Source organism: Candidatus Methanoliparum sp. LAM-1 (assembly GCF_020885915.1).
Classification (GTDB): Archaea; Halobacteriota; Methanoliparia; order Methanoliparales; family Methanoliparaceae; genus Methanoliparum; species Methanoliparum thermophilum.
Genome location: NZ_AP025251.1, coordinates 776,754 through 801,010, shown reverse-complemented (window position 1 = coordinate 801,010; position 24,257 = coordinate 776,754). Strand labels below are relative to the sequence as shown.

26 protein-coding genes are annotated in these 24,257 nt (G+C 34.7%); 16 read left to right on the top strand and 10 right to left on the bottom strand.

Going from position 1 to position 24,257, the window contains the following annotated elements; genetic code table 11:
• Positions 1-67: 67 nt before the first annotated feature.
• The gene (locus tag LPC15_RS04390; protein WP_229234168.1) at positions 68-1,144 is read right to left on the bottom strand and encodes an amidohydrolase family protein; all 1,077 of its coding nucleotides are present in this window, start codon (positions 1,142-1,144) and stop codon (positions 68-70) included.
• Between LPC15_RS04390 and LPC15_RS07040 the strand changes: the two genes are divergently transcribed.
• Positions 1,130-1,348: a preprotein translocase subunit Sec61beta gene (locus LPC15_RS07040; protein ID WP_420709465.1), complete on the top strand. Its 219-nt coding sequence runs from the start codon at positions 1,130-1,132 to the stop codon at positions 1,346-1,348. The two genes, LPC15_RS04390 and LPC15_RS07040, sit on opposite strands and share 15 nt — an antisense overlap.
• A 309-nt stretch (positions 1,349-1,657) precedes the next feature.
• On the opposite strand, the gene yciH is transcribed toward LPC15_RS07040, so the two are convergent.
• From yciH to LPC15_RS04370, 3 genes are all read right to left on the bottom strand, one after another.
• Positions 1,658-1,969, bottom strand: a complete 312-nt coding sequence (gene yciH, locus LPC15_RS04380) for a stress response translation initiation inhibitor YciH (RefSeq protein WP_229234166.1) — start codon at positions 1,967-1,969, stop codon at positions 1,658-1,660.
• A 51-nt stretch (positions 1,970-2,020) separates the two neighbouring features.
• Positions 2,021-2,194 (bottom strand): DUF5350 family protein, encoded by a 174-nt coding sequence (locus LPC15_RS04375; protein ID WP_229234165.1) that lies wholly within the window; start codon positions 2,192-2,194, stop codon positions 2,021-2,023.
• A 123-nt stretch (positions 2,195-2,317) separates the two neighbouring features.
• A complete protein-coding gene (locus tag LPC15_RS04370; RefSeq protein WP_229234164.1) occupies positions 2,318-3,502 on the bottom strand; it encodes an argininosuccinate synthase in 1,185 nt (394 codons plus the stop codon).
• Between the two features lie 79 nt (positions 3,503-3,581).
• Between LPC15_RS04370 and LPC15_RS04365 the strand changes: the two genes are divergently transcribed.
• Both LPC15_RS04365 and afpA read left to right on the top strand, forming a co-directional pair.
• Complete coding sequence (locus LPC15_RS04365; protein WP_420709499.1) at positions 3,582-4,175, top strand: flavodoxin family protein; 594 nt, start codon at positions 3,582-3,584, stop codon at positions 4,173-4,175.
• 32 nt (positions 4,176-4,207) lie between these two features.
• Positions 4,208-4,753 carry an archaeoflavoprotein AfpA gene (afpA, locus tag LPC15_RS04360; RefSeq protein ID WP_229234162.1) on the top strand — a complete coding sequence of 182 codons (546 nt, stop codon included), beginning with the start codon at positions 4,208-4,210 and terminating at the stop codon, positions 4,751-4,753.
• A gap of 69 nt (positions 4,754-4,822) precedes the next feature.
• Here afpA and nth read toward each other — a convergent pair whose 3' ends face one another.
• Positions 4,823-5,464 carry an endonuclease III gene (nth, locus tag LPC15_RS04355; protein ID WP_229234161.1) on the bottom strand — a complete coding sequence of 214 codons (642 nt, stop codon included), beginning with the start codon at positions 5,462-5,464 and terminating at the stop codon, positions 4,823-4,825.
• Positions 5,465-5,556: 92 nt separating this feature from the next.
• On the opposite strand from nth, the gene LPC15_RS04350 reads away from it, so the two are divergent.
• On the top strand, positions 5,557-7,095 hold the full coding sequence (locus LPC15_RS04350; protein ID WP_229234160.1) for a nitrite/sulfite reductase: 1,539 nt from the start codon (positions 5,557-5,559) through the stop codon (positions 7,093-7,095).
• A 28-nt stretch (positions 7,096-7,123) separates the two neighbouring features.
• On the opposite strand, the gene LPC15_RS04345 is transcribed toward LPC15_RS04350, so the two are convergent.
• Positions 7,124-7,501, bottom strand: coding sequence for an Sjogren's syndrome/scleroderma autoantigen 1 family protein (locus tag LPC15_RS04345; RefSeq protein WP_229234159.1), 378 nt, complete (start codon positions 7,499-7,501; stop codon positions 7,124-7,126).
• Positions 7,502-7,603: 102 nt separating this feature from the next.
• On the opposite strand from LPC15_RS04345, the gene LPC15_RS04340 reads away from it, so the two are divergent.
• The 5 genes from LPC15_RS04340 (at position 7,604) to wtpC (ending at position 12,649) form a co-directional block, all read left to right on the top strand.
• Positions 7,604-7,870, top strand: a complete 267-nt coding sequence (locus LPC15_RS04340) for a UPF0147 family protein (protein ID WP_229234158.1) — start codon at positions 7,604-7,606, stop codon at positions 7,868-7,870.
• Between the two features lie 16 nt (positions 7,871-7,886).
• A complete protein-coding gene (gene glyS / locus LPC15_RS04335) occupies positions 7,887-9,593 on the top strand; it encodes a glycine--tRNA ligase (RefSeq protein ID WP_229234157.1) in 1,707 nt (568 codons plus the stop codon).
• Positions 9,594-9,636: 43 nt separating this feature from the next.
• Positions 9,637-10,665, top strand: a complete 1,029-nt coding sequence (gene wtpA / locus LPC15_RS04330) for a tungstate ABC transporter substrate-binding protein WtpA (protein WP_229234156.1) — start codon at positions 9,637-9,639, stop codon at positions 10,663-10,665.
• Between the two features lie 158 nt (positions 10,666-10,823).
• Entirely contained in the window at positions 10,824-11,600 is a 777-nt protein-coding gene (locus tag LPC15_RS04325; protein ID WP_229234155.1) for an ABC transporter permease, read from the top strand.
• The gene (gene wtpC, locus LPC15_RS04320) at positions 11,597-12,649 is read left to right on the top strand and encodes a tungstate ABC transporter ATP-binding protein WtpC (RefSeq protein ID WP_229234154.1); all 1,053 of its coding nucleotides are present in this window, start codon (positions 11,597-11,599) and stop codon (positions 12,647-12,649) included. Before LPC15_RS04325 ends, wtpC begins: the two co-directional genes overlap by 4 nt.
• Before the next feature lie 127 nt (positions 12,650-12,776).
• Here the strand turns inward: wtpC and LPC15_RS04315 are convergent, their stop codons facing one another.
• Positions 12,777-13,013 carry a TIGR00304 family membrane protein gene (locus LPC15_RS04315; protein WP_229234153.1) on the bottom strand — a complete coding sequence of 79 codons (237 nt, stop codon included), beginning with the start codon at positions 13,011-13,013 and terminating at the stop codon, positions 12,777-12,779.
• A gap of 177 nt (positions 13,014-13,190) precedes the next feature.
• On the opposite strand from LPC15_RS04315, the gene LPC15_RS04310 reads away from it, so the two are divergent.
• The 6 genes from LPC15_RS04310 to LPC15_RS04285 are packed head-to-tail and all read left to right on the top strand — an operon-like array spanning position 13,191 to position 20,193.
• Positions 13,191-13,859, top strand: coding sequence for a hypothetical protein (locus LPC15_RS04310; RefSeq protein ID WP_229234152.1), 669 nt, complete (start codon positions 13,191-13,193; stop codon positions 13,857-13,859).
• 40 nt (positions 13,860-13,899) lie between these two features.
• Complete coding sequence (locus LPC15_RS04305) at positions 13,900-15,201, top strand: tryptophan--tRNA ligase (RefSeq protein ID WP_229234151.1); 1,302 nt, start codon at positions 13,900-13,902, stop codon at positions 15,199-15,201.
• Positions 15,201-16,715 carry a phenylalanine--tRNA ligase subunit alpha gene (locus LPC15_RS04300; RefSeq protein ID WP_229234150.1) on the top strand — a complete coding sequence of 505 codons (1,515 nt, stop codon included), beginning with the start codon at positions 15,201-15,203 and terminating at the stop codon, positions 16,713-16,715. The genes LPC15_RS04305 and LPC15_RS04300 overlap by 1 nt, the downstream gene beginning before the upstream one ends.
• Positions 16,690-18,312 carry a phenylalanine--tRNA ligase subunit beta gene (gene pheT, locus LPC15_RS04295; protein WP_229234149.1) on the top strand — a complete coding sequence of 541 codons (1,623 nt, stop codon included), beginning with the start codon at positions 16,690-16,692 and terminating at the stop codon, positions 18,310-18,312. The genes LPC15_RS04300 and pheT overlap by 26 nt, the downstream gene beginning before the upstream one ends.
• Positions 18,309-18,866, top strand: a complete 558-nt coding sequence (locus LPC15_RS04290) for a HemK2/MTQ2 family protein methyltransferase (RefSeq protein ID WP_229234148.1) — start codon at positions 18,309-18,311, stop codon at positions 18,864-18,866. The genes pheT and LPC15_RS04290 overlap by 4 nt, the downstream gene beginning before the upstream one ends.
• 13 nt (positions 18,867-18,879) lie before the next feature.
• A complete protein-coding gene (locus tag LPC15_RS04285) occupies positions 18,880-20,193 on the top strand; it encodes a tRNA(Ile)(2)-agmatinylcytidine synthase (protein WP_229234147.1) in 1,314 nt (437 codons plus the stop codon).
• 35 nt (positions 20,194-20,228) lie between these two features.
• On the opposite strand, the gene LPC15_RS04280 is transcribed toward LPC15_RS04285, so the two are convergent.
• Together LPC15_RS04280 and LPC15_RS04275 are read right to left on the bottom strand one after the other, a co-directional pair.
• Positions 20,229-21,221 (bottom strand): homoserine dehydrogenase, encoded by a 993-nt coding sequence (locus LPC15_RS04280; protein WP_229234146.1) that lies wholly within the window; start codon positions 21,219-21,221, stop codon positions 20,229-20,231.
• Positions 21,208-21,726, bottom strand: a complete 519-nt coding sequence (locus tag LPC15_RS04275; protein WP_229234145.1) for a hypothetical protein — start codon at positions 21,724-21,726, stop codon at positions 21,208-21,210. The genes LPC15_RS04280 and LPC15_RS04275 overlap by 14 nt, the downstream gene beginning before the upstream one ends.
• A gap of 415 nt (positions 21,727-22,141) precedes the next feature.
• On the opposite strand from LPC15_RS04275, the gene LPC15_RS04270 reads away from it, so the two are divergent.
• Positions 22,142-23,155 (top strand): transcription initiation factor IIB, encoded by a 1,014-nt coding sequence (locus LPC15_RS04270; RefSeq protein WP_420709464.1) that lies wholly within the window; start codon positions 22,142-22,144, stop codon positions 23,153-23,155.
• A 2-nt stretch (positions 23,156-23,157) separates the two neighbouring features.
• Here LPC15_RS04270 and LPC15_RS04265 read toward each other — a convergent pair whose 3' ends face one another.
• The gene (locus tag LPC15_RS04265; protein WP_229234143.1) at positions 23,158-24,156 is read right to left on the bottom strand and encodes a lysylphosphatidylglycerol synthase transmembrane domain-containing protein; all 999 of its coding nucleotides are present in this window, start codon (positions 24,154-24,156) and stop codon (positions 23,158-23,160) included.
• Between the last annotated feature and the right edge of the window lie 101 nt (positions 24,157-24,257).

Here is a 24,257-nt window from a genome sequence, read left to right as displayed (position 1 = left end):
GAGATTCAATCTAATCTTTGTAATAAACCTTTCGATAGTATCAAATTTAAAGTAAAATAGATAAATATTAAAAATACTTTTTTAAAACTGTGTTTTTATGTATAATCATCTTGATATCGTCAGGTCTTGCTCTTCGTACGATACTTCTATATAGATCTTTACTCCGGTTGAGATTCGGCGATCCTCCGTCTATAACCATTAAATTGGCGCATCCTCCCTCTGATATGGTGCCGTGATCTTTTAATAAACGGTTTATATTGGATGTAGCCATCTTAAGAACATTTTTATCATTATCTCTGTAAAATATTTTTGAAATGAACTCCAATTCTGAAAATATGTTTAGTGAATTAAACATCACATTATCGGTTCCTACAATGGCATCGATACCTAAATCAAGCATATTTTTTATAGGTGGAATACCCACACCCGTCACAAAATTGGATCTTGGACATACAACAACGGTGATTCCTAAATCTTTTATCTTCTTGAGCTGTTTTTTATCTGCATGGGTAAGATGGATCAGTATATCCGCACCAAGATCGATAGCAGGGTCTATATCACTATCATCTAACTCACCTGCATGAATCGCAAACTTTTTACCAAATTTTTTTGTATGTTCTATACATCTTATTAGATACTCCTCCTCATGATCGTTGGTACTACTCATTCCGATACCATCGGCTTTTTTTAAAATCTCGTCGATCTCTTTCTCGTTAACCGGCCTGCCTAAAATAAATGCATCAATCGAATTAGATAACGCTTTTTTTAATAGATTAAGCCCAGTTATACCTCCTTCTCTAAAATCCATGAATAAACCCGTTCCACATTTTACCATATCAATTATACTCTCCTTCATAGATTCTAATATTATATGCTCGGATGTGATATTCAATAATTTATGTTTAAGTCCATCTGGTGGGGTAACAGCTTCGCGTAAATTTTTAAATGGTATATCTTTAGCAAAAGAGTCACCTAAATGAGTATGTGCATTTATAAATGACGGGATTATTATTTCGGATCCTACTGTCGACTCTTCGATCCTTCGGATTTTTCCCTCTCTAACAATAAGATTACCCTTTACTATATCGAGATCCTCACCGGTCAGGATGGTACCGTTTAAGATAACTTCATGCCCTTTCTTCATAATCTTTATATATCTGTTGTTATCTACATTATAAATGTAATCAAAATGGCTTCTAAGAAATCGTCATCTGGTTTATCATCAAGCGCAGGTATAATGCGGTACTTCGATACAGAGGATACAAAAATAGGGATAAATCCAAAAACAGTTGTTATATCGGCCGTGTTTATCGCAATAGTTCTCGTTATATTAAACTTTTCCATTTAAAAATATATAAGAATAGATTTTGGTGGTACTATTCTCTTTGTCCCGATTATAATCCTCTCTCTTCTGGCTGGGATTCCATTCTTATATTGTCTGTCTCTTTCGATGCATAATCTGCCCAAATTAATGGGAAGAATCCGACCAATTCAGACTTAATTAATAAGATGATATAAGATAAATAAAATAGAACGATAAATATTCTAGAATGATAAAAAATATTCTAGAATGATAAATATTCTATTTTATTCGTTACATTTTCTCACATCCGATATCCCTTAACGTATCTAAAATAATATCATTGCCAACAAAACATCATAAAACCTTTATTTGATCTGGAGAAAAGCCTTTTGATACAAGCATCTCTTTTACTTTATTTTTATGCTGCCCTTGTAACTCTATAGACGAACCCTTGACAGTTCCACCACAAGCCAGATTTGATTTTAAAAACCTGGCCAATTTATCGAGATCTATATCGGCAGCATTTATTCCATCAACTACCGTAACTTCCTTACCATACCTTCGCCTATCTGCTTTTATAACTATTTTTTGGCTCTCTTTAGCCACATCTTCACATATACAAAGATCTTTCGGTAAACCACAAATCGGACAAACGTCTTGTTTCATTATATGTTATACTTAATTGTTACTTAATATAAATTTTTTGAAAATTTAATATTATTTAATCAACGATGATGGTGATCTTTTTATTCGCCGTCTTAATCGTCCTTTTCCATCGTATCTTTGATTCGGTCCCGGTTTTTTAAAACCTGTTCTTTTTTCTGCCACCAATCTATATTTTCCTCTATTATTTTTAATTTTTACCCATCTTGTAGTTCCTGTTTTGCCCATAATAACACCTTTTTCTGTTTTATTAATACATAGCCATACTATCTTATATTTCTATATAATTAGATTATACAAGTCTGCATATTTATAAATCCATATATAAACATTACTATTTTACTATCTACATTAATTTTTACCCTCAATGATCATATTTTTAAAAATTTTGGCTTGATATCCATGATATTCAGATAAAATAACTTTTTCATTTTGTTTCTCTTCGAATGAGACGTTTTTTTCTTGATAAAGTTGATAAGGAGATCTTCTACCAACGATGCTTAAACATCCTTTGAAAAGTTTTAGTCTCACATCACCACAGACTCGTTCTTGTGTCTTATCTATGAATGCGTTAATATCATCAAATAACGGTTCATAAATAAGCCCTTTATATGCAAGATCAGACCATTTTTCATCGACCATATTCTTGAAAAATATCTCTTCCTTGGTTAATACAATCTGTTCTAACGCTTTATGTGCAGATATCAAAATCGTAGCGGCAGGATGCTCGTAAATCTCTCTGGCTTTTAATCCAAGGATCCTATCCTCTATCATATCGGTTCTTCCTATACCATGCAATCCACCAAGTTTATTCAACTCTCTTATAAGATTTAAACCATCTAATTCCTTATTGTTTAATTTAATAGGGATACCATCATTGAAGGAGATCTCGATAAGTGCAGGGTCTTTGGGAGAGTTTTTAGGATCGTTAGTCCATTTATAAACCTCTTCCGGTGGAGTAAACCACGGATCTTCAAGTCTTCCCCCTTCTATACTTCTACTCCACAGATTTTCATCGATACTCCATGGCTTTTTGGAATTTATCCCTAAATTAAGCCCTTTTTCTTTGGCGTAATCGATTTCCCAGGATCTTACCAAATTTAAGTCTCTTATGGGTGCAATTATATCTAAACCCGATAATGAGAATATAAAATCGAATCTAAGTTGATCGTTTCCTTTCCCTGTACAACCGTGTGCAAGTGCCTGAGCATTCTCTTTTTTTGCAATGTCAACGACTTTTTTTGCTATCAAAGGTCGGGCAATCGCCGTTCCTAAGACATATCCTTCGTAACATCCGTTTGCCTTTATTGAAGGAATGATATAATCATTGACAAATTCTTCTTTTGCATCGATACGGTAAGTCTTATCTGCAAACCGTTCTGCCCTCTCTTTTGCAATCTTGATATCTTCTTCAGGCTGCCCTACATCTACGATAACTGAAATTACTTCATCAAAATTGTATCTCTCTTTCAAAAGGAAGATACAGATAGATGTATCCAACCCACCTGAGTATGCTAATACTACTTTTTTCATCATGAATCACTTGGAGATTTTATTTAAATTTATACTTTTATATATATGTTTACATTTTTAATATGAGGGGTAGATTGCATTGATAAAAGTTTTTGGAATATCTACAAGTCCTAGAATAGCAGCCACTGCTTGGATTATCAACGAGGCGTTAAGATATTTAGAAAAAGAATATAATGCCGAAACTCGTTTCTTTTCGGTATATGGAAAAAAGATTAATTTCTGTATCCACTGTAACAACTGTATAAAAAAAGGTGGTTGTATATTCAACGATGCAATGAAAGATGTTTATTCTGGGTTTGAATGGGCAGATGCTGTCTTAATTGGAACCCCAGTTTATCAAGGAACACTTAGTGGTCAAGCAAAAGTAATTTTTGACCGAATGAGGGCATTTGTCGCAAAAAATCCGCATTCATTAAACGGTAAATTAGGTGCTGCTATTGCAGATGGAGGAGATAGAATTGGCGGTCAAGAGATTGCATTAAGATCGATAATAGACTTTTATATGATAAATGAGATGATTCCTATAAGCGGCGGATCGTTCGGTGCGAATCTTGGTGCTACGATCTGGTCTAAAGATAAAGGATCGGATGGTGCAAAAGAGGACAAAGAAGGGTTAAAATCGCTTTATAAAACTTTAGATAGATTGGTTGATGTTTGGAAAAACTTATATACTTAAAAATTTAATAATAAAAGTAAAAGGGAATTAAAATGGGTTTAAAGATTGCTTGGGGTATAACAGGTGCGGGAGATATGATCGAAGAAAATATATCTTTTATGAAGGACCTTATAAAAAAATACGATTTAGATGTTCATGTTTTTATTTCAAAAGAGGGAGAAGTCGTTTTAAAGTTCTATAAGTTGCTTGATGAAGTAAAAAATAATTTTGTAAAGGTAAGCATTGAAAAAGGTCCAAACTCTCCGTTTTTAGCTGGAAGGCTGCAAACCGGTGCGTATGATCTATTTCTTATCTCCCCAGCCACTGCAAATACCGTAGCAAAAATTGCATCCTGTATAGCCGACTCGTTAATTACAAACTCGGCTGCTCAGGCAATGAAGGTAAATCTTCCTGTTTTTATCCTTCCAGTAGATCTTAAAGAGGGAAAACTTGTTACTAAGCTTCCTAATGGCAAAGAGATCGTTGTCAGAGTGAGAAAAGAAGATGCAGCAATGGTGGAAAAATTGAGAATTATGGAAGGAATTACAGTTCTCTCAAGTTTGGCAGAAATAGAAGATGTTATAAAAAGATTCATCTAAACGAAAAACTACTAAATTGCAAAATAGATAGGAGTGTTAGTTATGCAAGATCGTAGTCTTAAGAGATAGTTATCTAGATCTTTTTACATTAACTCTTTTGCAATACTCTTTTATGATACATTTGCTGCATTTTGGGCTTAACGGCGTACAAATAGTCTGGCCATGAACTACAAATAAGCTATTCAAAGAGATCCAATATTCTTTAGGAATCACGTTTCTTAACGCAAACTCCGTCTCGTCTGGATTTTTAGTAGATACAAGCCCTAGCCTGTTGGATATTCTATGAACATGAGTATCGACTGCTATACCCGGTTTGTGGTATGCATGTGTTATAACGATGTTTGCAGTCTTTCTACCAACACCTTTGAATTTTAACAATTCATCTATCGTATCAGGAACAGATGAATTGTATTCTTTTACAAGCTGGAGACTGATCTCATAGATAGTATCTGCCTTCTTTCTATAAAATCCAACGGGGTGTATGATTTTTTCTATCTCTTCTCTGGTTAATTTTAATACATCTTCAGGTCTTTTTACAATAGAAAATAATCTCTTAGATGCTTCATCGGTTGTTTTGTCCCTGGTTCTCAAGCTTAAGATACAAGAGATAAGGATCTGGAACGGGTCTTTAAAAGACGAATCTTCTAACGTAGTTAATCTGTTCTTGTACTCTTTTTTTAAGATCTCCATAATTTTAATATTATCACTCATTTTATTTAATGAGTTTTATATATTGTTAACAATAAGTATTTTATGTAATTGATATTCTATAATCGATATCAAAGTAAAGGAGATAATCTATCTTGCTGGATATCGAATATGTAAAACAGAATAGCAATTTTGATATAATCGAAAATATCAGAAAATATGCTTTTAAAGGTTTTGATTCTATTAAAGAGGAAGATTTATTATTGTTTAAATGGTATGGCATAGTTCACGAGCCAACAACAGAAGAATATTTCATGTTGCGAATCAGGCTTCCTGGAGGTGAATTAAAATCGGATCAAGCCTTGCTAATAGGAGAACTTGCTGAAAAATATGGTAAAGGTTTCGTTAATCTAACCACGCGTCAGACAATCCAACTGCATTGGTTGAAAATAGAAAATATTCCTGGTGTTCTAGATAAGTTGAATAATGTAGGTCTCACTACAAAAGGAACATCCGGAGATACCGTATCTAACATCGTTACTTGTCCTGTATCTGGATTTGAGAAGGATGAGGTGTGCGATACCCGATATATAATAAAAGACCTATCCGATTTTTTACTTAAAAGTAACGATTTTTTAAATCTTCCACGAAAATTTAAGATATCTATATCTGGCTGTAAATCAAACTGTACAAAATCAGAGATTAATGATCTGGGAATAGTTGCGGTAAAGACTGGTGAAGATGGTAAAATTGGTTTTGATCTGTTGGTCGGAGGAGGACTATCATCGTCCCCTCATCTTGGAAGAAGCATTGGTTATCTAGTAGGCAAGAATAATCTTAAAAATGTCTGCATAGCAATTTTAGAGATATACCGAGATTATGGAGACAGGTCTAATAGATCCCGTTCTCGATTTAAGTTTTTGATAGATAATTGGGGCATAGATCGATTTAATAAAGTATTAGAAGACAAATTAGGGGAAAAATTGGATAAGATATATTTTAAATATCCAAGATACAACTATAAAGATCATATTGGAACTTTCGAGCAAAAACAAGCCGGTTATTATTATAAAGGTATATCTGTCCCATGCGGAAGGATTCGTTCGGATCAAATCAAAAGTTTGGCAGATTTAGCATCTAATTTTGGTGATGGAACGTTGAATACTACGGCTATGCAGAATATCATCATATTGAATATTCCTGAAAAGCATCTGAATGATGTAGATAAAAGTATATCTAAGATAGGGTTATCGACAGATCCATCTTCAATAGAAAAAGGGCTCGTCTGTTGTATCGGAAAAGATCTATGCAGATATGGATTGGCTCATACAAAAGATTGTGGAATAGATATACTGAAAAGGATGAATGATATCCCGGTAGAAGATATCAAAATCCATGTGACCGGCTGCCCCCACGGGTGTGCATGCCACCGTATCGCAGATATAGGTCTTCAAGGTGTCTTGATTAAAGAAGGGACTAAAAAAAAGGAAGGATTTGAGATATTGATAGGAGGAGGATTAGGAGAAAATCCTACTTTTGGGCGACGTATAAAAAAAGTCTCTGTTGAAGAGTCTAAAATTATCGTGCAAAATCTATTGAACAACTATATTAAAAATAGGAAAGATAGAGAGAGTTTTAAAGAGTTTTACGCAAGTTACACCGATGAAGAGATATTACAAACCATGGGTTTATAAACCGATCTTTATAATTTTTGCATTTTTATTATTTTTCAATCAGTTTAACCTCTTTTAATATTTTTATGATATTTAAGAGATCTTTAATACAATTAAGCCCCATATTTATCTTTGTAAAATCTTTTTCTTCTTCAAGATCTTTAAAAATATCTAAAATCTTTTTTGGTATTTCTTTTTTGATATAATTTTCCATTTTGGCATCAGACCTGTCCTGTATCTCTTCTCTTTTTATATCCTTATCTTTTAGATCTTTCTCTTCGATAAACCTTGTCTCACAAATCGGGCAGATAATTATATCATCCTTTTTAAAGAGTGGGCTACCACAGGATGGGCAATGGGCCGATAACATTTTTCCTCCTTTTATAAGCATATCTGAAATTTTTGTAATCTTCTCATCTTCGTTCATAATTATCATTAAATCATGGTGTGATATATAAAGATAGATGCATAAGTTTTATTTATAGAATGTCTCTTTAACATCTCTTTGATGTAATTTTAGTAAGGTGGTATGATGAGTACAAAAGAGGAGACAATAAGAGAGTGCGTTGATATTATAGAGAAAATTATAGCTGATGCCTCTGTACCGAAGAATATTAGGCGTGTAGTCGGAGAAGTAAGATCAAATATATTGGATGAATCTAAAGATATTCCTATGAGGGCTACAATGGCAATATCTCTCTTAGAAGAAATCAGTAGCGATTCAAATATGCCTTTGCCTACAAGGACAAAAATATGGGAGGTTATCAGTCTATTAGAAACAATTTCTGTAGATTAGATAAAAACGGATTTTTATGACTGAAAAAGAGAAAAATGATAAGATAATAAATCTAGCAGTAAGAAAAGGTTTTTTTTGGAAGAGTTTTGAATTATATGGCGGCTCATCTGGTTTTTGGGATTATGGACCATTAGGATCCATCATCAAAAAAAAGATACTCGACGAATGGATGAGATTTTATCGTATTAAAGAAGGATTTTTAGAGGTGGATACACCAACGATAAATTTAGACAAAGTCTTCGTTGCATCCGGTCATATAGAAAACTTTGTTGATATAATTGTTAAATGTGACAATTGTAAAGAGGAGTATAGGGCAGATCACCTGCTAAATGACTTAGGGATCGATATAGAAGGTACAGATTTAAACAAGTATGAAGAACTGATCGAAAGAAATAACATAAGATGTCCTGTTTGTGGGGGAAAATTAGGAAGATGCCAACGGTTTAATCTTATGTTCGAAACATCTATCGGTGTTGATAGAAATAACAGGAGCGGTTATCTAAGACCGGAGACGGCACAAGGCATATTCATTAATTTTCTTCGTTTATCACGACTGGCAAGAACCCTTCCGTTTGGTGTCGTTCAAATAGGCAAAGCTTACAGGAATGAGATATCTCCAAGGCAGGGTATAATTCGATTAAGAGAATTTACGATTGCAGAGGCGGAGATATTTATAGACCCCAACGAGGACGGATTATCAATAGACAAAGTCGCAGATTACGTTGTGAATCTCTTTCCAAGAGATTATAATAGGGAAATACGAATAACAATAAAAGAGGCTATAGATAATAAAATAATTAGAAACAAGTTTGTTGCTTACAATATTGCTATCGCCAACATGTTTTTGACTAGGATAGGTATCCCAAATGAAAAAATAAGGTTTAGACAGCACAAGAAAGACGAGATGGCACATTACGCATCTGATTGCTGGGATGCTGAGATAAAAACGGATAAATATGGCTGGATTGAGGTCGCGGGAATAGCAGATAGAGGAGATTATGATCTGAGATCTCATTCTATCGAGAGCGATCAAGAGTTGTACATTTTTAAACCATTTGATAAACCTATAAAGGTTAAAAAAAATGTAATAAAACCTAATATGGATATAATTGGTCCTATGTTTAAAGATAAGTCTCCATTGATATTAGAGAAGTTGAAAAAAGGAGAAGGTATAATCAAAGACGGAGATCTTCATTTGAAGATAGGGGACGAAGATATTATAATAAAAAACGGGGCATATTCGATAGAAGAAACAGATGAAGAGGTTCATGGAGAAAAGATTGTTCCTCATGTAGTAGAACCTTCTTATGGTATAGATCGTATTTTGTATTCCCTGTTGGAGAGTTCTTATCGAGAGGAGCCTTTAGAAAACGGTGAGATGAGAGTAGTTTTAGGCTTCAAAGCTTTTATGTCTCCTATAGATGTGGCAGTATTTCCTCTACTTCCTAAAAAAGAGTTGATAGAAAAGAGTAAAGAGGTTACAGAATTATTGAAAAGTTATAATTTGTATGTATTCTATGATGATAATGGGAGCATTGGACGAAGATATAGACGACAAGATGAGGCAGGTACTCCTTTTTGTGTTACTATCGATTTTGATACGTTGGACGATGATAAAGTGACGGTACGGGATAGGGACACCATGAAACAGGAGAGAATTAAGATAAGCGATCTGGGAGAGTTCTTAGAAGATTTGATAGAACAATCAAAGTCAACTCCTTGAGTGAATACAAAAGTTTTTATTTATAATAGAGAAATAATTTTTCATGAAGAGGAATACGGTAATTTTGATTGCCGTCTTGATCTGCATAGTTGGAGGTATTGCCTCGTGGATGGCGTTCGTACATCCTCCAACAGAGACGATCAAAGTCAAGGTATTTCATGCTGGAAGCTTAGCAGTACCTTTTGAGGAATTGGAAAATGAGTTTGAGGATGAGTATTCGAATGTAGATCTTCAAAGGGAGTCTTCTGGTAGTGTAGAAGCCGTTAGAAAGATTGCAGAGGTTGGAAAAGTTGCTGATGTTATCGCAGTGGCAGATTATCATCTCATTCCAGATATGATGATGCCAGAATATGCGGATTGGTATATCAGATTTGCAAAGAATGATATGGTTCTTGCATATACAGATAAAAGCAATTATGCAGACGAAATAACTGAAGAGAACTGGTATGAGATTTTACGAGAGCCTGATGTTAAATTCGGATTTTCAAATCCAAATTTAGATCCTTGTGGATACAGGACACTAATGGTATTCAAACTCGCAGAATTATATTATAATACAAGCATATTTGATCTAATCACGAATAATACGAAAATAACAATAAACGAGACAGATGGGACATATCTGATTAAATCTCCAGAACATCTGGAGCCGAGAGGGAAGGTAACGATCAGGGATAAATCGGTGGATCTGGTACATCTGGTTAAAGCTGGTGAGATTGATTATGCATTTGAATATAGAAGCGTCGCGGTACAACACGGATTGAAATTTGTAGATCTTCCCGCGCAGATAGACCTAAGCGATGTAGAATATACGGATCTGTATGGGAAAGTGAAGCTGATGGATGCCACTGGAGAGATAAGAACCGGTAATCCGATAGTTTATGGAATAACGGTGCCAAATAATGCAATAAATGAGGAATTAGGTATTGAATTCGTTAAATTAGTAATAAGCGAAGAAGGACAGAATATATTTAGAAGATTGGGGCACACTCCGATTGTTCCAGCAGAAGCAAGTGGGAATCTATTAGAGGAATTGGATCCCGTGATTGTGTCTGCATCACAAACGAATTAGATCGATAATCTACAACGATTTGCTAAGACTGAATCGCTCTGGAACGCACAAAAAAGAGATCTTTATCTGAAAAGAGGCTGGTACAGTACCAAGCGGAGATTGGTATCGAAAACTTTGGAAACGATCTGAACGGATAAGATAAGAAAAAGGCTAAAAATATGAGAATAAAACAAGAAAAGATGCTCATATTCTTCTATATCCTGAGTTTTTTCATCCTATCTTTCATAATCATTGTCCTGGCTGAACCGATCTTTTCGCAGATTCTATTCGGTCTCGATGATTTCTTCTCTGTTTGCAGAGATCCAGAAGTTTGGAGCTCTATAGGACTAACCATCGGCGCATCCTTTCTTGCAACGGGAGTATCATCCTTATTTGGTATTCCTCTCGCTTATATTCTTGCCAGGAAAGAGTTCTTTGGAAAGAGGATGGTGGAGAGTGTTGTAGATCTCCCAATCATGATTCCGCATATGGTTGCAGGAATCGCTTTATTCTCCGTATTCAATCGTCATGGATTGATAGGAGCACCTCTCTCTCCAATCATCAATTTCTTCGATGCGATTCCTGGCATCGTCGTTGCCATGCAATTCGTTTCGGCTCCGTTTTTCATAAATCCGGTGAGAGAAGGCTTTCAGTCCGTAGATCCACATTTAGAGAACGTCGCAAGATCGCTTGGCGCCTCAGAATGGAAGGCATTTTATAAGGTCACGATTCCCATCTCATACAGATACATACTATCTGGGATTGGAATGAGTTGGGGGCGAGGAATCAGCGAATTTGCAGCCGTGATACTCCTGGCATACTATCCGATGGTTGTATCAACGCTGATATACGAGAGATTCTTGATCTATGGGTTAGCAGGTTCAAGACCGGTCGCAGTCCTGCTGATGCTAATCTGTTTAGGGATATTCATCTCATTCAGGTCGATTAGAAGATGATAAAGATAAAAAAGATCTGTAAGGACTGGAAGGAATTCTCGCTAAAAGAGATAAACTTGGAGATTAAAAAAGGCGAGTATTTCGTCATTTTGGGACCAACTGGAGCTGGAAAAACGTTACTTCTGGAGATGATTGCAGGCTTTCACTTACCGGATGAGGGAGAGATCTGGATCAATGGTAAAGATATGACCAACTATCCGCCTGAAGATAGGAATATCGGTTTTGTCTATCAGGATTATTCACTCTTCCCGCACCTAAGCGTCATCAGAAATATACGATTTGGATTGGAGTTGAAAGGCACTCCAAAAGACGATATGGAGCGGAAATCGAATGAGATTATGAAGTTGCTTGGGATATCACACCTATCGCATAGATATCCGGATACGCTGAGTGGAGGAGAACAGCAGAAGGTTGCAATCGCACGTGCCGTTGTAACGAGACCAAGTGTATTATTGCTCGATGAGCCGTTGAGCGCTTTGGATCGGAGAACTCAGAATCTTTTGAGAGAGGAATTGAAGAGGATACACCAGATAGAAGGACTAACAACTCTTCACGTGACACACGATCAAACCGAGGCAATGATATTGGCAGACAGGATCGCCGTGATGATGGACGGTGAGATCGTACAGGTGGGAACACCTCATGATATCTTTAACAAACCTTTGAATGAAGATATAGCAGCCTTTGTTGGTGTTGAAAACATATTGGAGGGAGAGATAAAGAGAAACAGGGATGGTATCGCCATAATAGATCTTGGCGATATCGAACTTAATGCCGTATCTGATTATGGAGAAGGAGAAGTGAAAGTCTTTGTGAGACCTGAGGATATCTTAATATCAAAGAAGATGCAGGAGAGCAGTGCAAGAAATAATATGAGAGGGAGAATCGTTAAGATGACATACTTTGGCGCGCTCGTTCACCTTCAACTAGATAACGGCTTGATCGCGTTTGTAACAAAGTTATCTGCGGAAGATCTTGGGTTAGAAATAGGAGAGGAAGTATATGCCTCATTTAAGGCTACCTCAGTGCACGTAGTGAAAAAAGAATAATAAGATATAAAGACGAGATCAAGATCTGGCGTTGGAAGATTCGTCTTTTCTGATCTTTTATTGAGAACGAGACGCCTGACCTGATAGATGATGTTATTAAAGCACTATGATCATTTAAAATTTTGTATTATCTCCAAATCATAAATATGAAAGATATAACCATCAAGATTATTGCCAATATGGATACAAATTTTAAAGAATCCGTATAAGATCCGAAGATAATAGGAAACGGTCCTATCATTATGATACCTCCCGTTCTTACCTCTTTCTCATAGTTAGATTTGTATATCAAGTAAAAAAATCCTCCAAAAAGGATCAATATACCCAACATTATCAATAAAAATCCTGCAACAACCCATTTCATATACTTAATATTATAATTTTATAGCCAAATATTAAACTTTTTATCTATGTCGAAAGTAGAAAGTTATCCAGAATAAAATATTAAGAAGACATATACACCATTTTATTGATTTATTATACCAATTGGTTAAACTTTAATAACTATAATTTAAAAGAGTAATTATTATAGAGGAAGATCATGGCTAGTAATAAAAGAGATAAGATTAAGTCCATCGTTAGACAAATCCCATCTTATCTTATTCAGATATCTATCTTGTTATATATAATATCATCTTTTTTGAATAAAGATTATTTATGGGGTTTTTGGGGAATTTTTGGATTTTTTTTAACAATACTACCTTTAATATTAAAAAAGAGCTATAAAATCAGCCTTCCATGGGAATTAAGCTTTTTGATACTTTTACCTCTTCTCTTACATATGGGAGGTACTATTAGAGAATGGTATGACATTTTTTATCCTTTTTACGATAAATTTGCGCATCTTATCTCGTCTATGGCCGTTGCAATCTTTGGATTTATCTCTGTAATCATTATCGATCATTATGTAGATTCGATAAAGATTGAGAATAAGTACTTTCTTGCATTCTTTGTAGTAATTTTCACCGTGACGATGGGCGTATTTTGGGAAATAGGAGAATTTTTATCCGATATGTTCTTTATGACTAATACTCAACCAAGTCTTGCAGATACTATGTGGGATTTGATAGTAGATCTGGCAGGTGGTGTTATAATTGCTGTTTTAGGAACGTATTATTCGACTAAGGTTTCAAGAGAACGATTTATTAATAAATTAAAAATAGAAAAGAATAAGGTAGAACAGGAAGCTTATGAGATAGAATATCGATAAAAATTAATAAATAATAAAAAATTTTAAAAGAGAGGAAAAAATGGAAAGAATAGATCCGTGGACGACAAAACGGATAGATATCTCTAAGATATTTAAGGAATTTGGAATGGAAAAGATAGATCCATTATTAGAAGAGATACCGGTAAAACATAGGTTTGTCAGAAGAAGAATAATTTTAGGACATCGGGATTACGATAAAGTTCTAAATGCTATTCATAAACACGATAGGTTTGCCGTGATGAGCGGGTTTATGCCATCTGGTGCGGCACATATAGGTAATAAAATGGTGATGGATGAGATAATATGGCACCAAGAGATGGGAGGAGATGCTTTTGTGTCTATTGCAGATATGGAGGCACATGCTGTTAGAGGAATTCCATTAGAGAAATGTAGAGAGATAGGAATAAAAGAATATATTACAAGCATTATCGCGCTCGGCTTAAAGCCAGAAAATGCTCATATTTATTTTCAATCAGAAAATTTTAGATTAAGAGATCTGATGTTCGAGATAGGTATTGTTACCAATTTTTCTACATTGAGTGCAATATATGGATTTTCAGGAGATACCTCTATCTCACATATGTCAAGCGTTCTTGCTCAATCGGCAGATATCCTCTTGCCACAACTTAAAGAGTTCGGCGGAGCAAAACCTGTGGTGGTACCAGTCGGATTTGATCAAGATCCCCATATAAGGCTTGTACGAGATATTGCTGGTAAATTAAGGAGGTTTAAAGTGGAATTGCACGACGGATATATTCGTATAAGAAATAAAACGGCCGATGACGATCTGTTTAATGAGCTTTATAAGAGAATAAGAGGATATGGAAGACCTAAGATGTATCAAAAACATATAGATATATTCGGTTTAAAAGACGAAGATTTAAATGAGGTTGAGAAAATCGTCAGACAAATAGAGATGGATTACGGATATTTTGGATTTTATAATCCATCTTCTATATATCATCTATTAATATCAGGATTGACGGGTGGCAAAATGTCAAGCAGTAATCCAGATAGTTATATATCTCTGCTAGATAAACCGGAAGATGGTGCAAAAAAGGTTGAAAAAGCAAAAACTGGTGGAAGAATCAGTTTAGATGAACAAAGAAAGATGGGTGGTAGTCCCGAGAATTGTTCAGTCTACGAATTGTTGTATTTTCATTTAATTGAGGATGATCAAGAGGTAGAAAGAATAAAAGAAGAGTGTAAGAGCGGAGAAAGAGTGTGTGGTGAGTGTAAAAAAGCGGCATCTATATTGATGGAAGAGTTTTTAAGAGATCATCAAGAGAAGAGAAAGGCAGTAGAAGATACCGTAGAATCATATATTGAGAGGTTAAGATAATGCCCAATCAAGATTTGACGTTCAACGAGGTTAAAGTATTAAAAAGCTTGCTTTCAGGTAAGACCAAGCCAGATGATATAGCTAAAGATTCAAATATGAAGGTAGAAACAGTCATACAATCGGCGTTTTTCTTAGAGAAAAAAGGGCTTGTCGTGATAGAAGAGCATACTGAAGAGAAGTATTGTCTTACGGAGGAAGGTCTGGATTATGCAACCAGCGGTCTTCCAGAGAGAAAAATATTTGATTTTATACAATCGAACGGAGGAAAGGTCCCCCTCTCTCTCCTGAAAGAGAAGTTCCCAGAATTTATAGATATAGGTATTGGTTGGTTAAAGAGAAAAAAATGGGCTAAACTAGATGATGAGTATGTAATAGCATTAGATGCTCCATTAGGTGATGATGAACGATTGCTTAAGGAGTTATCTGATAAAAAAGACTCTTGTCTTATCGATAAAGAAGAGCATAAAGATTCTTTAAACCAGCTTAAAAGAAGGAACCTTCTAACTGTTCGTGAAGATAGCTATATAGTTATCAAATTGACCGATCTTGGTAAAAAAGTTGCAAAAGATGCTAAAATTGAAGATTATGACGAGATAACTAAGATTACACCACAGATAATACGCAATAAAGAATGGATCGGCAGGAAGTTTAGAAGATACGATATAGATATACCATCTAAAGAAGTCTATCCTGCAAAGAAACATCCGTATAAACGAATAATTGATGAGATAAGGGAGATATCTCTCCAAATGGGGTTTGTAGAGATAAGAGGAGAGATTATTCAGTCATCTTTTTGGAATTTTGACGCGTTGTTCCAACCACAAGACCACCCGGCAAGAGATATGCAAGATACATTCTATCTAAATTCTGAGTCAAAACTTCCAAAGGAGTATGTTGATAGAATAAGGGATATGCATATCAAAGGTTGGGGTGGCAGTTGGGATGAGAAGTTAGCACGAAAAAACGTCCTAAGAACCCATACTACGTCGTTATCGATAAAATATCTTGCAGACCATCCTGATCCGCCTGTAAAAGCTTTTTGTATTGGCAGGGTATATAGAAGAGAGAGTATAGACCCGACGCATCTACCTGAATTTGAGCAGTTAGAGGGTGTGATTATGGATAAAGATCTATCGTTCAAGCACCTTTTAGGTTATCTCAACCAATTTTATAGAGCGTTGGGATTCGAGAAGATACGATTTCGGCCAGGTTATTTTCCATACACAGAACCATCGGTCGAGCCTGAGATATATGTAGAAGGATTAGGCTGGATAGAAATAGGCGGTGCTGGAATTTTCAGACAGGAGGTTACTGAACCATTCGGTATAAAATATCCAGTCCTCGCATGGGGTATCGGAGTTAGCAGGCTTGCAATGTTGATGCTTGGCCTGAACGATATAAGAGAACTTTATAGATCCGACATAGATTGGTTAAGAAAAAAGCCCATTTGTATAGCAAAACCAAGGTTTCTGCAAAGGAGATTTTTGAATGCCTGTTGTATCTTTACCTTATGAAGATTTAGAAAGGTTAGTTGGGGTCCCTAGAGAGCTAATCATAGAGAAGATTCCGTTTCTAGGAGCAGATATAGAAAGAATAGAAGAAGACCGGCTTGATGTGGAATTTTTTCCAAATAGGCCTGATTTGTACTCTGTAGAGGGTGTTGCAAGAGCTATCAAGGGGTTTCTCTCTATCGAAGAGGGAGCAAAGTATTATAGACTCTATGATTCGGATGTAGAGCTGAATGTAGATGATAAAGTGATACCTATACGGCCATATATCGCGGTTGCCATCGTTAAAGACGTTCTTTTTACCGAATCGTCTATAAAATCTATCATGAATCTTCAGGAGCATCTGCATAAAGGGTTGGGTAGAAATAGAAAGAAATTAGCAATAGGACTCCATGACTTGTCCAAGGTATCCCCGCCATTTACATATACGGCAGTATCCCCCTCTTTCAGTTTTATCCCGTTGGATTTTGACGAGGAGATGAGTATGCAAGAGGTCTTATCTCGGCATCCTAAAGGTATAAAATATGGTAGCATTTTTGAAAATTTTTCTTTATATCCTGTAATATTGGATTCAAACGATAACGTACTATCTTTTCCACCAATAATAAATGCAGAATTGACAAGAGTATCAGAAGATACAAAAAATTTGTTTATAGATGTTACTGGAACCGATCCAATAGTATTCAAAGCATTGAATATAGTATTATCAGCTATTTATGAAAGGGGATGTAATTTATACTCGGTATGCATAAAAAGAGAGGGAAAAAATATAAAGTCTCCTGATATGTCATATAAGGAGATAAATATAAACATAGAAGAGTTTCGTTCGTTGATTGGTGTAGATTTTACAGAATCAACGATAATAAAATCGTTAAAGAGATTGCGGTATGATGCAGAAATCAAAGATAAGATGGTTCATGTTAAAATTCCACCGTACAGAACGGATATCCTTCATAGTAGGGATGTAATAGAAGATGCAGCGATAGGATACGGATACGATAATATTAAATCAGAATTTCCAATAACATTTTCTATAGGCAAATCGGACGATATAGAGATTTTATCAAGAAAATTAAGCGATGTTATGGTTGGGTTGGGATTTTTTGAAGTTATGACTTTTACGCTTACTAACAGAGACAAAGAGTTCTCTTTAATGAGACGAGAAGAGATACCCGGTTATATCGTGCTGAAGAATCCCATAAGCACCGAGCATACTATGTTAAGAGGGTCTCTTCTTCCCAACTTGATGGAGTTTTTATCATATAATAAACACAGAGAATTACCCCAAAAGATATTCGAGATCGGGGATATAGTTTTAGATGAAAAGACTCTCCAAAATTTGGCTTTCGTATCCATGCATTCCAATGCAGAATTTGCCGAGATACGGTCATATCTCGATGCATTATTCAGAGAGATAGGTATAGATGTAGATCTAAAAGAGTCTAACGATCCTGCATTCTTGAATGGTAGAAGAGGCGATATATTCTACAAAAACAAAAAAATTGGAGTCTTCGGCGAGTTCCATCCTGAAGTAATCTGGAATTTTCAACTGGATCATCCAACAATCGGAATGGAGATTAATATTAATAATCTAACGATATGAAAGAAGAGGACGGCTATATCTACAAACCTAACGATGATACGTTTATATTGTTAGATGCAGCGTTGGATGAGGTTAAAAAGACGGATATAGTATTAGAGATCGGTACCGGATGTGGTGTAATAGCAGAAGCATTATTGAAAAAAGCAAAATGCTTAGTTGCTACCGATATTAACCCGTTTGCAACTAGGGTTGCTAAGAAAAAAGAAATAAACGTAATTAGAACCTATTTATTCGATGGAATAAGAGGTAAATTCGATTTAGTCTTGTTTAATCCTCCGTATCTACCTGATGATGCGTATAATGAAGAAGATAAATGGTTTAATCTGGCATTGATTGGGGGACCTACAGGACAAGAGATCATAAAAGAGTTTTTAGACAGTATTGATAAGTATTTATCCAATGAAGGAAGATTTTTAATCGTTATCTCTTCGTTGACTGGGATTGAGGATATAATGGATTTTGCAAAATCTAAAGGATTTTATACAGAGATTGTTAGAGAGAAGAGAATATTTTTTGAGCGGATTGTTGTTATAAAAGGAATTATGAAAAAATAAGAAATTGATAAGAATGATTCTTTTCGTAGGAATAGATGATACAGACTCTGCTGATAAAGGTATGTGCACCACATATCTTGTCCCTATTTTAAAAGAGAGGTTTGTATATTATGGGTTTGGTGATATAGTCGATAAATCATATCTCATTAGGCTAAACCCGAATATCCCTTTTAAGACTAGGGGAAATGGGGCAATATGTTTAAGATTATCCTTGTTAGAAGAGAAAGGAAAGAATAGAAGATCTATAATAAAAGATATCAAATATGTTGTGAAAGAGTGTGTCGAAGAATTAGCCATATTTTCTGATCCAAAGACAAACCCGGGCATTGTATTTATAGACGATCTTAAAAAAGATGCTATAAAAGATATCACAGACTTTTCCAAGTCTGCATTGCATAGAATTATAGGGATAGACGAGGCAAAAAAGATCATTGAAGAGCATAATCTTGATTATTTTGAATATAAAAACGGTAGAGGTCTGATAGGAGCATTATCCGCTATAGGATTGAGCTTAAACTTGGATAAGATGGATCATACGTATGAACTTATTGCATATCGATTAAGTTCGAATTTAGATAAAAAAAGAAGAATAGATAAGCAATCCGTCTTTTATGCCGATGAAGTTACTTATCCAAAAACATGGGATACCGTGGATCGTTTCAATAATAAGATAGTCTTTTCCCCTGCAGGAAAAGATCCAGTCTTATATGGTATACGAGGAGATGATCCTTATGCGATAATTAAAGCATCAGATTTGATCATTAGCGAGCGTATAAGATCAAAAAACCTTTTTATAACGAACCAAGGAACTGATATGCATTTAAATAGAGAGAGCATCAATAAACTGAAAGAGTATGGATCTTATATCGTTTATGGTATAATATCGGAGGCTCCCTATGATATAAAAGGAGGACATGTCTTTTTTGAGATAACAGATGGAAAAAAAAGCGTAAAATGTGCTGCTTTTGAACCAACCAAACAATTCAGAAAGATAATTAGAATACTTAAAATTGGTGACGTAGTCGAGATATATGGGGGATTTAAAGATGATACGTTAAATATCGAGAAGATAAATCTAAAAAGATTGAACAATACAATACATAGGAATCCTATCTGTCCTTTTTGCGGAAAAAGAATGGATTCTTTAGGAAAGAATCAAGGTTTTAAATGCAAAAAATGTAAAACGCATAAAGAAGATCGAGTTGTAGAAAAAATAGATAGAGGTATAGAAGAAGGATTTTACGAGGTACCTCCTTTAGCCAGGCGTCATCTTTCAAAACCACTTGTAAGATTTGATAATAATATTAAAAAATACCCTTTCAGGTAAAAACCTTCTTTGAAAACCAAAAGATTGCAATCTTTTTAGAGTCTCTCGTCTGCAATATTAATAATATCGCTCAATATAGCACTCGATGTCTCTTTAGGACCGGCACCTCTTCCAGTAATGGTTATCTCTCCTGCTATATCTGTATTTAACATTATCACATTGAGTGTACCTCCTACCGAGAGAGGATGATTAAAAGGTACCAATCTGGGAGCCACTCTTAATAATCGCTCTTCTTTATTTACCTCTCCTATTAATTTGATTGTACAGTCGATCTCTTCTGCCAACTCCAACGCTTCTCTGGTAATCCTTGTTATACCTTCTACCTTGACGTCAGTATATTTTACATTCATTTTCATCAGAGAGTTTGCCAATATAACCAGTTTTGAAGCGGTATCTATACCTTTAACATCGTAACTTTCATCCGTTTCAGCGATACCTAGTTCTTTAGCCTCGAATAATGCCTCTTCGTAATCAAGCATCTCTTTCTGCATCCTTGTCAATATATAGTTACAAGTTCCGTTCAATATTCCCTTTATTGAGAGTATTTTATCTGCCCGTATGTTAGATTTAATCAGATTTATAATAGGTATAGCACCACCAACGGTTGCTTCATATCCAATAGATACATTGTTCTTATCTGCACTCTCTATTATTTTATCATATGCTACTACAAAAGGGCCTTTGTTGGATGTTACAACATTTATTCTAGAATTTAATGCAGCTAAGATATGAGATAATCCAGGATTTCCGTCTATTATGTTAGAAGGAGTGCATTCTACCATTATATCTTGTTTTACTTCATAGATTATATCTAATGCAGTTTTATTATAAGAATACTCTTCTTTTTTCAAAACATTTGCTAAATCTAACCCATTGATATCTATTTCAGAGCTATTTTTATCTGCTATTGCAACTACTTTTAAATCATATCCTTTTCGTAATAAAAAATCTCTCTTTTCGATGATCTCTCTTACTAATCCCTTACCTATCGATCCAAATCCAATTATAGATATCTTAATCTCTTTCATTTTGCGTCTCCAGCATCAAAGGATAGATTAAAACGAAATCTTTCTCATTTGCTATCTTATTAATCAGATCTACACATTTTTTCATCTCTTCTTTACCTGTAGCTCTTATAATAATCCTCGCAGAGCTCTCTTTCTTTATGTTAGGCATCTTAAGATTGAGATCGATTACTTCAGCAAATCCGGTATTATCAACCCTATCTATGGTATCTTTGATATCAGTATCCACAATATGCCCAATCATGATAAATGCCAGATCTTCTATCAGTTTTACTTCATCTATGCTTAGTATACCAATGTCTTCATCTTCAAGAGCATTTTTAATCTCTCTAACTTGGTCTTTATTGGCTTCTATGCTAATCTGAACTGTAATATTTCCATTAGGCAGTTTTTTCTCCCTATCATGTACTACATATACGATATTTCCACCATATTTACTAATCGGTAGAAGGGCTTTGATTAATGTTCCAGGTTCGTCCTTTAGTTCTAATTTCATTTTAACTTTCATCTAAGAGCTCCCCTTTTTTTATAAATTCAATTAATATATCTGTTTTATCGTATTTTGATATTTTATTATCTTATAAATACTGTAGAGATAAAGACTTTTATGAATTATATATGACAATATAAGCCAGATACCAAATCTTTATCCAGAAGATACCATCAGAATCCCCGTATCTATCCGCTATTGTTATAGCCAAATATTAAACTTTTTTATCTATCGTAGATCATTCGTCATGATCTTAAAAGGTTAATTGTGCAAAAGGTTTAATTTGGCAGTTTCTATTTCAGAAATCAAAAGTTTTATATAGTAAAAATATCACTTATATAAAGTTAGCGAAAACACACTTACTGTAATTAAAATTTTTGTTTTTCTTAATAAGTTATAATCAGGGTAGGGTAAATATTTTATCAAATATGGTTTGATAAAGGAGGAAAAATTGAGAGAAAAAGAGAGGATAGATGAGTTGGATATAGAAAAAAATGATTACTTAGTAAAAGAGAATGAAGTAAAAGAAAAATTTGAAGAGATAATTGCAGAATGTCCTAAATGTGGAAATAAAAGGCTTATTCAAGACTATAAACGTGCCGAATTGTTCTGTGAAAAGTGTGGTTTTGTAATAGAAGATTATATAATTGATCAAGGTCCCGAATGGAGAGCATTCGATAACGATCAAAGAATGGAGAAAAGCCGTGCGGGTCCTCCAGCAACTTACACAATTCATGATAAAGGTCTGAGTACAATAATCGATTGGGTGGACAAGGATTCTTATGGTAAAAGGATCTCGTCGAAAAACAAAACACAGTTATATAGGTTACGAAAATGGCAAAGAAGGATTAGAGTTAATGATGCAACCGAAAGAAACCTTGCTTTTGCATTATCAGAGCTTGATAGAATGGCATCTGTATTAAACTTGTCAAGGAATATAAGAGAGACATCAGCGTTGATCTATAGACAAGCTGTGGATAAAAACTTGATAAGAGGAAGGAGTATTGAAGGAGTTACATCTGCAGCCTTGTATGCAGCATGTAGACAGTGTGGTGTGCCTAGAACATTAAATGAGATAACATCCGTATCAAGAGTATCTAAAAAAGAGATTGGCAGAACATACAGATTCTTAGTACGAGAGTTGTCTTTGCAGTTGCCGCCGGTTTCGCCAGCATCTTATATATTTAGATTTTGTTCAGAACTTAATCTATCTGAGGATGTTAAGACCAAATCATTAGAAATTTTAGAAAAAGCCAAAGAAAAAGAACTGACAAGTGGGAAAGGTCCTACTGGTGTTGCGGCTGCCGCTATTTATATAGCTGCGATACTTTGCGGTGATAAAAGGACACAGCGAGAAGTTTCAGAAGTTGTTGGCGTGACCGAGGTAACGATACGAAATAGGTATAAAGAGTTATCTGAAGAGTTCGGTCTGGATATATCACTATAGCACTATAAAATATCCTTTATTATATAATCATGTATATTTTTAAAATTGATTAGTGCTCCGATAATCATGGTAAAATAATAGGTCAGTGAGCGGAATATCAGAACGAAAACTCCTATGATGGGTGAATTTAAGAATATGTTATACAAGTAGGCCATACTGATCTCTGTTATTCCACTGCTGCCTGGCGTTATAGGTATGGCGGTTATTACATAGACTATTGCCTGTGCTGCAAAACATAAAAGCAATATATCCTTAACATCAATACCCAAACCGAGAAGTATTATCACAGGTAAAAAATAATCGATCATCTTGATAAGAAATGTAAGGAGGGCTGCATAAATAATATTTATCCTATCGTTTTTAGTAAACTTCCATAACGCCTCGTGAAAATTAGTTACTTCACTATCTACTTTATTTAAAATTTTTTCAGATTTTACAAACCTATTAATCAATCTTTTAATGCTATTTGGTTTGATCATTCCATAGACAATTGCTATTAATGCTAAAACAATGATGAAACCTATGAAGATAAATGCGGCAATCAATACATCCCGGTTAACTACATTTTTTAATAAAAAAATAGCAATTAAGAATGCAGATATAAAGAAGATCATATCAAGGATACGTTCTCCTATAATAACAGCAGTAGAGTCTCCTATAGAGAAACCCTTTTTGTTTAGCATGTAAATTCTGATAGGTTCCCCTCCCATACTTGAAGGGGTGATCGTTGCAAAAAATAAGCTGGATAGAACGGTAGTAAAACTATCTGTAATCGATAGATCTGTCTCTTTATCTACCGATTTACATAAAAACTTTATACGCAACCCCCATAAGAACCAATTAAAAATTTGGATTATCAGCGTTAAAAATAAGTATTCCAACCTTATCTGTTTTAAAGATAGTATCGTTTCTTCATTAATAGTTAAAAATAATAAAAGCAGTGTTGTTAAAATACTAATCCCTACAGATGATATCAAAAAAATTTTACTTCGGCGTTTCACGTTAGATTTTTAAATCACACCATCTATTTTAAACCTTTCTATATCCTCATTAGAATATTCTATTAATACTTTTGTGAAATTTTCATCCTTTTCTGCTATTT